At 72.2% G+C, this 10,353-nt stretch carries 10 protein-coding genes; 2 read left to right on the forward strand and 8 right to left on the reverse strand.

Annotated elements, in window-relative coordinates:
- From H5J30_RS08345 to H5J30_RS08380, 8 genes are all read right to left on the reverse strand, one after another.
- On the reverse strand, positions 1–628 hold a 628-nt coding region (locus H5J30_RS08345; protein WP_258563184.1), incomplete at its 3' end, for a thiamine pyrophosphate-binding protein.
- Complete coding sequence (gene iolB, locus H5J30_RS08350; RefSeq protein WP_181786544.1) at positions 625–1,512, reverse strand: 5-deoxy-glucuronate isomerase; 888 nt, start codon at positions 1,510–1,512, stop codon at positions 625–627. The genes H5J30_RS08345 and iolB, both read right to left, overlap by 4 nt.
- Positions 1,509–2,402 carry a Cgl0159 family (beta/alpha)8-fold protein gene (locus tag H5J30_RS08355; protein WP_181786546.1) on the reverse strand — a complete coding sequence of 298 codons (894 nt, stop codon included), beginning with the start codon at positions 2,400–2,402 and terminating at the stop codon, positions 1,509–1,511. Before H5J30_RS08355 ends, iolB begins: the two co-directional genes overlap by 4 nt.
- Before the next feature lie 166 nt (positions 2,403–2,568).
- Positions 2,569–3,642 (reverse strand): 5-dehydro-2-deoxygluconokinase, encoded by a 1,074-nt coding sequence (gene iolC, locus H5J30_RS08360; RefSeq protein WP_181786554.1) that lies wholly within the window; start codon positions 3,640–3,642, stop codon positions 2,569–2,571.
- A gap of 32 nt (positions 3,643–3,674) precedes the next feature.
- Complete coding sequence (locus H5J30_RS08365; protein WP_100299764.1) at positions 3,675–4,499, reverse strand: carbohydrate ABC transporter permease; 825 nt, start codon at positions 4,497–4,499, stop codon at positions 3,675–3,677.
- Positions 4,496–5,398, reverse strand: coding sequence for a carbohydrate ABC transporter permease (locus H5J30_RS08370; protein ID WP_145900323.1), 903 nt, complete (start codon positions 5,396–5,398; stop codon positions 4,496–4,498). Before H5J30_RS08370 ends, H5J30_RS08365 begins: the two co-directional genes overlap by 4 nt.
- Positions 5,398–6,780, reverse strand: a complete 1,383-nt coding sequence (locus tag H5J30_RS08375; RefSeq protein WP_181786557.1) for an extracellular solute-binding protein — start codon at positions 6,778–6,780, stop codon at positions 5,398–5,400. Before H5J30_RS08375 ends, H5J30_RS08370 begins: the two co-directional genes overlap by 1 nt.
- 63 nt (positions 6,781–6,843) lie before the next feature.
- Complete coding sequence (locus H5J30_RS08380) at positions 6,844–7,944, reverse strand: carbohydrate kinase family protein (protein ID WP_181786548.1); 1,101 nt, start codon at positions 7,942–7,944, stop codon at positions 6,844–6,846.
- Positions 7,945–8,062: 118 nt separating this feature from the next.
- Between H5J30_RS08380 and H5J30_RS08385 the strand changes: the two genes are divergently transcribed.
- Together H5J30_RS08385 and H5J30_RS08390 are read left to right on the forward strand one after the other, a co-directional pair.
- Positions 8,063–8,821 carry a DeoR/GlpR family DNA-binding transcription regulator gene (locus tag H5J30_RS08385; RefSeq protein WP_181786550.1) on the forward strand — a complete coding sequence of 253 codons (759 nt, stop codon included), beginning with the start codon at positions 8,063–8,065 and terminating at the stop codon, positions 8,819–8,821.
- A gap of 267 nt (positions 8,822–9,088) precedes the next feature.
- On the forward strand, positions 9,089–10,353 hold a 1,265-nt coding region (locus H5J30_RS08390), incomplete at its 3' end, for a family 4 glycosyl hydrolase (RefSeq protein ID WP_181786552.1).

A 10,353-nucleotide genomic window follows, 5' to 3' on the forward strand; every position in this document is an offset into this window, starting at 1 on the left:
CCGCGGGCCAGTCGTACGCCTCGGCCTGCACGTCCTGCGGCAGCGCGAGGGTGACGGCGCCGGTCTCGGCGGGGTCGGTGAGCACCCGCATGGCGGCGAGCGCGGCGGGGACGAGCTGCTCGGGGCGTTCGACGCGGTCGAAGTAGGCGGAGACGGGGCGCAGCGCGTCGTTGACGGTGATGTCGCCGTTGCGCGGGTCTTCGAGCTGCTGGAGCACGGGGTCGGCGGCGCGGGTGGCGAAGACGTCGCCGGGCAGGAGGAGGACCGGCAGGCGGTTGGTGGTGGCGAGGGCGGCGCCGGTGACCATGTTGGTGGCGCCGGGGCCGATGGAGGAGGTGCAGGCGTAGGTCTGGAGCCGGTTGGCCGTCTTGGCGTAGGCGGTGGCGGCGTGGACCATGGCCTGCTCGTTGCGGGCCAGGTGGTACGGGAGGTCCGCCTCGCCGGTACGGGCCGCCTGGAGCAGCGCCTGGCCGACGCCGGCGACGTTGCCGTGGCCGAAGATGCCCCAGATGCCGGGGACGAGGCGCTGTTCGACCCCGTCGCGTTCGCTGTACTGGTTGGCCAGGAAGCGCACCAGCGCCTGGGCGGTGGTGAGCCTGACGGTCCCCTCCGCGTGCTCTGCGGTCATCGCGTCCCTCCTCCGAACGGCAGCCTCGGGTCGGTGTCCTGGTCGTCCCAGGTGCTGCGGATCCAGCCGTGTGCCGGGTCGTCGCAGATCAGCCAGGCCCGTTCGGCGCCGGGGCCTGCCATGACGTTCAGGTAGTACAGGTCGTAGCCGGGCACGGCCATCGAGGGGCCGTGCCAGCCGTGCGGGATGAGCACGGTGTCGCCGCTGCGCACCTCGGCGAGTACCTCCAGGGGCCGTTCCGCGGTGCCGTAGACGCGCTGGTAGGCCATGCCGGGGCGGCCGTCGGGGCCGTCGGCGACCTCGAAGTAGTAGATCTCCTCCAGCTCGCTCTCCTCGCCGGGGCGGGTCTCGTCGTGCTTGTGCGGCGGGTAGGAGGACCAGTTGCCGCCGGGGGTGAGGACCTCGCAGACCAGGAGCCTGTCGGCGTCAAAGGTCTGCGGGAGGCAGTAGTTGTGCACCTCACGGCTGCAGGTGCCGGCGCCGCGCAGCTCGACGGGTACGCCGGCGGCGGGGCCGTAGCGCACGGGCAGGCGCTTCTCGCAGCGCGCGGAGGGCAGCGCGAAGCGGCCCCCGCCGGGGCTGGTGATGCGGACCTCGGCGTCGCGCGGTACGTAGGCGAAGTCGGTCGGCCTGCTGAAGACGCCGTCGCGGCCGGTGAGTTCGAGGCGCTCCCCGTCGGCCTCGACGGTGCAGCCGCCGGCGAGGGGCAGGACGAGGTGCTCGGCGTCGCCGGTGGCCAGGGTGTGGCTCCCGCCGGGGGCGAGTTCGAGGATGCGCAGGCCGGAGTAGCCCCAGCCGGCGGACCGCGGGCCGATGTCCGTGCGGTACGGGCCGGCGGCGGCGCCTCCGGCGGGTACGTAGAGGTTGTCGTCGGTGCCGTTCACAGCAGGCCCACCGCCCGGTCCACCGCTCCGCCGACGTCGCCGTCCGCGGGGTAGAGCAGCGATCGGCCGACGACGAGGCCCTGCACGCCGGGCAGCCGCAGTGCGCCGCGCCAGGCGTCGAAGACGGCGCGCTGGCTGTCCGCGCCGCCGGCGTCGCCGCCGAGGAGCAGCACGGGGAGGGTGGTGGCGGCGACGACGCGCTCCATGTCGGGGACGACGGGGAGCTTCAGCCACGTGTAGGCGCTGCGCCGGCCGAGCCCGGAGGCGATGGAGACGGATGTGACGACGGCGTCGGGGCTGAGGTCGTTGCGTACGCGGCCGTCCTGCCAGTGGGACAGGAAGGGCTCGACCATGGCGATGAGCCGCCGGTCGGCGAGGGCGTCGACGGCGCGGGCGCCGGCTTCGAGGGTGGCGGCGGTGGCCGGGTCGCCGAGGGCGATGCGGGTGAGCATCTTGCCGCCGTCGAAGCCCATGGCGGCGATGGTCTCGGCGTCGTAGCCGGTGAAGCGGTCGTCTATTTCGAACGCGGAGCCGGCGAGGCCGCCGCGGTTCATGGAGCCGAAGACGGACTTGCCGTCGAGGACGCCGAGGAGGAGGAGGTCTTCGAGGATGTCGGCGGTGGCGAGGACGCCGGTGACGCCGGGGCGTTCGAGGGCCAGGCAGAGGCGTTCGAGGAGGAGGCCGCGGTCGGCCATGGCGTGGGCGTCGGCGCCGACGGCGTTGGCGCCGCGGGCGGGGTGGTCGGCAGCGATGATCATGGCCCGGCCCGTGGTGTCGCCGCTGCCGCCGAGGGGTGAGGCGGCGGGGCGGCGGGCGGCCGCCGCGGCGGCGACGGCCTCGGGGTTGTGGACGCGGGTAGCGGTGAGGTCGCCGATCTTGTCAACGGTCATGCCTGGGTCTCCGGGGAGTGGGCGCGTACGCGGGTGGTCGCAGCGGTTGCGGTGCGGACTTCGATCGTCGCACTGCGGGGCTGTGTACGGTGCGTGCGCGTGCTGTCACTGGGGCCGCCTACCCTTGGGCGGGTGCGCGGGGGGTGTGGGGGGTGGGGGGTACGGGTCACGCCTCGGCCCCCTGTGCTCGCTGTGCCCCCTGCGTCCCCTGTGGCTGCGTTCCCGGTGCCTGCGGTCCCTGTGCCTGCGTTCCCGGCGCCTGCGTCCCCCGCGGCGCCGCCGCGTGCAGGCGGGCCTCGACCTGTGCCGCCGTGGGCATGGCGTCGGAGCAGGCGAGTTCCCCGGCGACGTGTGCCCCCGCGGCGTTGGCGAAGGCGATCGTGCGGTCGAGCTCCCAGCCCTCCAGCATGCCGTGGATCAGTGCCCCGCCGAAGGCGTCGCCCGCGCCGAGGCCGTTGACGACCTCGACGGGTACGGGCGGCACCTCGGCCTCGGCGCCGTCGCGGTGGACGGCCAGTACTCCGCGCGGACCCTGCTTGACGACGGCCAGTTCGACCCCCGTGGCCAGCAGGGCCCGCGCGGCGGCGCGCGGCTCTCGCTCCCCCGTGGCGACCGCGCACTCCTCCAGGTTGCCGACGGCGACGGTGGCGTGGGCCAGCGCCTCCCGGTACAGCCCGCGGGCGAGCCCGTCGGCGGACTCCCCCGCGCCCTCGGGCCAGAACATGGGCCGCCAGTCGAGGTCGAAGACGGTGTGCGCCGCCCGGCCGCGCGCTTCGAGTGCCGCGAGTGTCGCGGTCCGCGAGGGTTCCTCGCTGAGCCCGGTGCCCGTCATCCAGAACACCCGCGCGGCGCGGACCGCGTCCAGGTCGACCTCGTCGGCGGCCAGGTCCAGGTCGGGCGCCTTGGGATAGCGGTAGAAGTAGAGCGGGAAGTCGTCGGGCGGGAAGATCTCGCAGAACGTCACGGGGGTGGGCAGCCCCGGTGAGGTGCCGACGAAGTCGGTGCCGACCCCGTATCCGCGCAGCGCGTCGCGGACGAAGGTGCCGAAGGGGTCGGCGCCCGTCTTCGTGATCACCGCCGCGCCGTGCCCGTAGCGGGCGGCGGCGACGGCGACGTTGGTGGCGCTTCCGCCGAGGTACTTGCCGAACGTGCTGACTTCCGCGAGGCCGACGCCGGTCTGCAGGGGATAGATGTCCACCCCGACCCGCCCCATGGTGACCACGTCGTACGGCTTCGGCATCGGCTCTGCCACTCCCAACTCCCTTGCTCCTCTTATTCCTTCACTGCTCCGGTGAGCATTCCCTCGATGAACCGCCGCTGCAGCGCTATGTAGACGATCACGACGGGCAGTGCGATGAGCACGGCCGCGGCGGCGAGCAGCGAGGTGTCGGAGGTCTGCTGCCCCTGGAAGAAGGCGAGCCCGAGCGGTACGGTGCGCAGTCCTTCTTCGCTGATCATGACCAGCGCCATCAGGAACTCGTTCCACGTCCACATGAAGGTGATCACGATCATGGTGGTGATCGCCGGCCGCCCCATGGGGACGAGGATCCGCCACAGCGTGGTGAAGCTGTTCGCGCCGTCGACCCGTGCGGCCTCCATGACGGACTGCGCGCTGTTGCGGAAGTAGGTCCGCATCCAGAACACGCCGAACGCCAGGGACTGCGCGGTCTGCGGCAGGATCAGCGCCCAGTAGGTGTCGGTGATCTCGTAGTGCCGCAGGTCGAAGTAGAGCGGTACGACCAGCGCCTCCTGCGGCAGCGTCAGGCCGATGACGAACACGTAGAAGAGGACGTTCGAGCCGGGGAAGCGCATGACGCCGAAGGCGTACGCGGCCAGGATCGACAGCACCGTCGCGACGGTGACCACGACCACCGCCACCAGGATCGAGTTCCCGAGGTAGGTGCCGAAGTTGCCCTGGCTCCAGGCGTCGGAGAAGTTGCTCCAGTTCAGGCCGCCTTCGGGCAGCGAGAACCCGGTGTTGAGGGAGCCCTTCTCGCCGAACGCGGTGGACAGGATGCCGATGACGGGCGTCAGGGAGATGACGGCGAAGATCGAAAGGATGCCGTACGTAAAGGTGCGTTCGATCCTGGAGCTCATGAGCGGCGTCCTTCGACGAGCCGGGAGACCGTGACGGTCAGGGTGAAGATCAGCACGGTGAGCGCGACGCCCACGGCCGCGGCGGAACCGACCTGGTTCAGCTCGAAGGCGCGGTGGTAGACCTCGTACGCCGGTACGGAGGTGGCCTCGCCGGGGCCGCCGCTCGTCATGACGTAGATGAGGTCGAAGTTGCGCAGCCCGGCGACGATCGTCAGGGTCAGCGCCACCGCGATCTCGGCGCGCAGCGCCGGGAGGGTGACGGCGAAGAACTCGCGGAACGCGCCCGCGCCGTCCAGCCGCGCGGCCTCGTACAGCTCCTTCGGGATGCGCTGGGCACCCGCGAGGAACAGCACGAGACACAGACCGGTCATCACCCAGGTGCCGACGATGCCGACGGCGGGCAGTGCCCAGTCGTAGTCGCCGAGCCAGGGGCGGGCCAGGGAGTCCAGGCCCACGGCGCGCAGCACGTCGTTGAGCAGCCCGTCGGGGGCGAGTATGGACTGCCAGGCGACGCCGACGACGACCATCGCGAGGACCTGCGGGAGGAACAGCACGGTGCGGAAGAACGTCATGCCGCGTACGCGGATCCGGGACATGGCGGCCGCGAGCAGCAGGCCGATGCAGACCGGGAGCGCCGAGTAGAAGATCAGCAGCACCAGCGCGTGCCCGAAGGGGGCGCGCAGGGACGGGTCGGTGAAGATGTCGGAGTAGTTGGAGAACCCGGCGGAGGTGGCCCGGGTCAGGCCGTCCCAGTGCAGGAACGACAGCCATACGGACTGCCCGAAGGGGACGAGCAGGAACAGCGCGTAAATGACGAGCGCGGGCAGGACGTAGAGGTACCCGACCGCGCGGGGTTCGCCCGGCGCGCGGCGGCCGTAGCCGGCGGTGAGGGACTTCATCACGACCCCGCAGGCTCGGTGCCGGCGCCGTCGCCGCGCTGCTTCTCCATGAACGGCCCGTAGTCGTCCTGCAGTTTCTTCGCGAAGCCGTCGGGCGAGATCTTGCCGGCGATGAGGTCCTGGAGGCCGGCGGAGGTGGTGTCGTAGAACGTGGGCGTGGCGTAGTCCAGGTACGGGACGAGGCCGTCGTCCTCGTTCAGCCGCTTCCAGGCCGCGATCATCTGGCCGTCGGGGCTGTCGGGGTCGACCTCGTCGGCCGCCTTGCCGGGTACGGCGGGCAGGACGCCGTTCTCGGTCATCACGTCGGCGGCGTGCTCGTCGGTGATGAAGTCGAGGTACGCGGCGGCGACTTCCGGGTGCGCGGACTTGGACGTGACGGACCACGACAGGCCCTGGCCGCCGGTGGTGGTCGGGTTGCCGCCCTCGGCGGCCGGCGGCGGCGCCATGACGCCGAGGTTGTCGCCCATGGGCTTCTTCAGGTCGGCCTGCAGCCAGGTGCCGGCGATCAGGTACCCGCCGTCGCCGTCGGCGAACTGCTTGTAGGAGTCGTCGTAGCCGCGGCCGTTGGCGTCCTTGGGCAGGTAGCCCTTGTCGATCCAGTCGGCCATCTCGGCGGCGGCGTCCTTGGTGTACGCGTTGTCGAAGCCGTCGCCGCGGCCGAGGACGGTGTCGCGCGCCTCGGCGGCGCCGTGCTGGTCCTGGAGCACGCCGAAGTTGTGGATGGCGGGCCACTGGTCGAGGTTGCCGAACTGGATGGGCAGTTCGCCCTCTTCCTTGAGGGTGGCGAGGCTGTCCGTGAACTCCTTCCAGGTCTTCGGCGGCTCGATGCCCGCGTCGGCCAGCTTCTCCTTGTTGTAGTAGACGCCGATGAACTCGCCGGTCTGGGAGATGCCGTAGAGGCGGCCGGTGCCGAACTGCTTGCCGTCGGCGGAGACCCGGTTGAGGTTGAGCAGGGTGTTGGGGTAGCGCGTGTTCCAGTCGTACAGGCCCGCGTAGTTGTCGAGCGGCATGAGCAGCCCGGCCTGCACGAAGGCGACCATGTCGGGGTAGCCCTGGTTGGCCTGGACGACGTCGGGCGGCCGGTTGCCGGACAGCGCCAGCTTCAGCGTCGTCTTGAGGTCGTCGAAGCTCCGGGAGACCCGCTTGATCTTGACGTTCGGGTACTTCTCCTGGAACTCCTTGTTGAGCTGCTCCAGCTCGGCGTTGGTGCCGCCCCGGACCTCCTGGTCCCAGACGGTCAGCGTCACGTTCCCCGCCTTGGCCGGGTCGGGCAGGCCGCCCGCACCGCCGGCGCCCCCGCCGTCGACGGCGCCGGAGCCGTCGGTGCCGGGCACGCAGCCGGCCGCTATGACGGCAAGTCCCGCGGCGAGCGCGGCGGGCACGAGTGCCTTGGTCCGCCTTCTACCGCCGCCCTTGTTGCGCAATCCCATCAGAACTCCTTCGTTCTACTCGTCCCGGAAGCCGATGGTCGGAATGGCGCGCCGGCGCGGACGCTGCCGCACCAGGGCCGGGACCAGGCCGTCCAGGAAGTCGTACCGCCGGGCCACCTCGGCGGCGTCCGCGTCGCCGGCCTTGGCGCGGGCGGCGGCCTCGATCCACCACGCGGCCACCTCCGTCCAGTCGGGCGCGGACAGCGAGCCGCCGAAGTGCTGTACGGACAGCGCGGCGGTGAGGTTGGCGAAGGCGAGCCGGTCGGCGAGCGGCCAGCCCGCCAGGGTTCCGGTCATGAAGCCGGCGACGAACACGTCGCCGGCGCCGGTGGGGTCGAGGGCGTCCACGAGCAGGCCGGGGACGTCGGCGGTCTCGCCGGTGACGCCGTCGACGGCGACGGCGCCGTCGGGGCCCTTGGTCACCACGGCGATCGGCACCAGCTCGGCGAGGGCGCGTACGGCCTGCTCGGGGGAGTCGGTGCGGGTGTACTGCATCGCCTCGGCGGCGTTGGGCAGGAAGGCGTGGCTGTAGCGCAGGCCGGTCAGCGCGCCCAGGTCCCAGCGGCCGGTCTCGTCCCAGCCGACGTCGGAGAAGACCTGCGAGCCCTGTTCGTGCGCGTGCCGCACCCACGCCTCGTCGCGGCCGGGCTCCAGCGACGCCACGACGGAGCGGGCGCGCGGGAGCGTGGCGCAGACGGGGGCGGGCGCGGGGTGCTCGTGCGTCACCATGGTGCGCTCGCCCTCGTACGCCATGGACACGGTGACCGGCGAGTGCCAGCCGGCGAGCCGCCGCGAGGGGCTGAGGTCGACGCCTTCGCTCTCGGAGAGGCTCTCCCAGATGTAGTCGCCGTAGAGGTCGGTGCCGAAGCTCGCGCAGAGCGTGGTGCGCAGCCCGAGGCGGGCGAGCGCGGTGGCCATGTTCGCGATGCCGCCGGGGCTGGAGCCCATGCCGCGGGCCCAGTTCTCGCTGCCGCGCACGGGCGCGCCTTCGAGACCGGTGAAGACGATGTCCATGAACACGGTGCCGGTGAGGAGAACGTCGTGCTCAGGATCGCCGGGAGCCCGTGTGCCCGCCAGCGGATCGATCGCTGTGCGGACCGCCGAGGGAGTGCTCAACGGCGTGTCCTTCCTGCTCGTGGTTCACATTGAGCGACACCTTGCACCGCCGCGACGGATTTTGCAAGAGGTCACTCACACTCGCGCAAACTCGCTCAGGTGGAGTACATTGCGGTCCATGCTGCGAGAGACGCGCCACGAGAAGCTGCTCAGCATCCTCGGCGACGAGGGCGTGCTGCCCGTCCGGGAGATCGCCAAGCGGCTCGGCGTCAGCGAGGCCACGGCCCGCCGCGACCTCACAGAACTGGGCCGCGCCGGCCGCCTCACCCGGGTCTACGGCGGCGCCGTAGCGGCCCGCGCGGACGACGAGAGACCCTTCGCCGAGGTCGCGGACGACGACCCCGGCGGCCGGGAGTCGGTCGCCACCCGCGCCGCGGAGCTGGTCGAGGACGGCGACGTGGTGCTGCTCGACATCGGCACCACCACGCTGGCCCTGGCCCAGCGGCTGCGGGGCCGCCCTGTGACGATCGTCACCAGCAGTCTCGCGGTCTACGAGGAACTGCGCGACGACCACGCGGTCACCCTGATCCTGCTCGGCGGCGAGGTCCGGCGGAACTACCGCTCCGTCGTCGGCGTACTCACCGAGTCCAACCTCCGCGAGCTGTACGTCGGCCGCCTCTTCCTCGGCGCCAGCGGCATCCTCCCCGACGGCAGCGTGCTGGACAGCACCCACGTCGAGGTCCCCGTCAAGCGCGCCATGATCAGGGCGTCCCGGCAGGTGGTGCTGCTCGCCAGCGCCGGCAAGTTCCCCGGCGACTCGGGACTCGTCCGCATCTGCGGCCCCGAGGACGTGCACATGCTCATCACGAACACGTCATCGGACCCGGCGACCCTCGCCGCCTTCGGCGAAGCCGGGGTGGAGGTCGTCACGGTGTGACCTCCACCGCCCCGCAGGGGGCGGATCGCCGCTCGTCCCACCCAGGAAGGAGGAGAGATCGCGTTGAGGTTCGCGGCTCACCGGCCCGGTCACCCGGGCCCCCTCCCCGCGCAGCGCCACCGCCCTCCCGGCAGCCGCGGCGGCATCGACCGCCGCATCGATGCCGGGCCGGAACCGTGACATGACGACACCCTACGAATCCCCACTGACAACGCGACACGGTACAGACGGCGGCAAGCCGGTGATCTGCACCCAAGGAGTAATCGGATGAGGCTGACAGTGCTGGGCGGCGGCGGGTTCCGCGTGCCGCTGGTGTTCCGGGCCCTGCTCGAAGACAGCGGCGACGAGTCCGGGCGGTGCACCGAACTCGTCCTGTACGACACGGAGCCGCGGCGCCTGGAAGCCATCGGCGCCGTCCTCGCGCAGCACGCGGCGGACGCGGCGGCGTCCGGTGCCCGCCCGCCGGCGGTCCGTACCACCACCGACCTCGACGACGCCCTGCGCGACACGGACTTCGTCTTCTCCGCCATCCGCGCCGGCGGCCTCGAAGGCCGCAGCCTCGACGAGCGGGCCGCGCTGACCGAGGGCCTCCTCGGCCAGGAGACCGTCGGCGCCGGCGGCGTACTGTACGGGCTGCGCTCCGTACCCGCCGCCATGCACATCGCCGAGCGGGTCGCGGCCGTCGCCCCCGACGCCTGGGTCATCAACTTCACCAACCCCGCCGGCATGGTCACCGAGGCCATGCAGCGCCTCCTCGGCGACCGCGTCATCGGCATCTGCGACTCCCCCGTGGGCATGGCCCGCCGCGCCGCCCGCGCCCTGGGCGTCGACCCGGAGCGCACCGAACTGGACTACGTGGGCCTCAACCACCTCGGCTGGCTGCGCCGCATCCTCGTCGACGGCGAGGACCGCCTCCCCGCCCTGCTCGCCGACGCGGCGGCCCTGGAGTCCTTCGAGGAGGGCAAGCTCTTCGGCGCCGAGTGGCTGCAGGCGCTGGGCTCGCTGCCCAACGAGTACCTGCACTACTACTACTTCAACCGCGAGGCCATCGCCGCCCTGAGCAACGCCCCCGCGACCCGCGGCGAGTTCCTCCGCGAGCAGCAGGCCGCGTTCTACGCCGCCGCCGCGGCGGACCCGGGCGAGGCCGCGGCGGTGTGGGAGCGCACGCGCAAGGAGCGCGAGGCGACGTACATGGCCGAGAGCCGGGAGAGCACCGGCGGCTGGCAGCGCGACTCGTGCGACCTGGACGGCGGCGGCTACGACCGCGTGGCCCTGGCCCTGATGCGCGCCATCGCCCGCAACGAGCACGCCACCCTGATCCTCAACGTCCCCAACCGCGGCACGGTCCCGGGCCTGGACGCGGACGCCGTCATCGAGGTCCCGTGCCGCGTGGACGCGAACGGCGCGCACCCGATCCCCACGCGCCCGGCGGCGGCGGACCAGCTGGGCCTGATGCTGACGCTGAAGGACGTGGAACGCGCCACGATCGTGGCGGCGGACACGGGCAGCCGCGCGAAGGCCCTCCGGGCGGT

The sequence above is a fragment of the Streptomyces phytophilus genome, assembly GCF_013870535.1.
GTDB lineage: Bacteria > Actinomycetota > Actinomycetes > Streptomycetales > Streptomycetaceae > Streptomyces > Streptomyces phytophilus.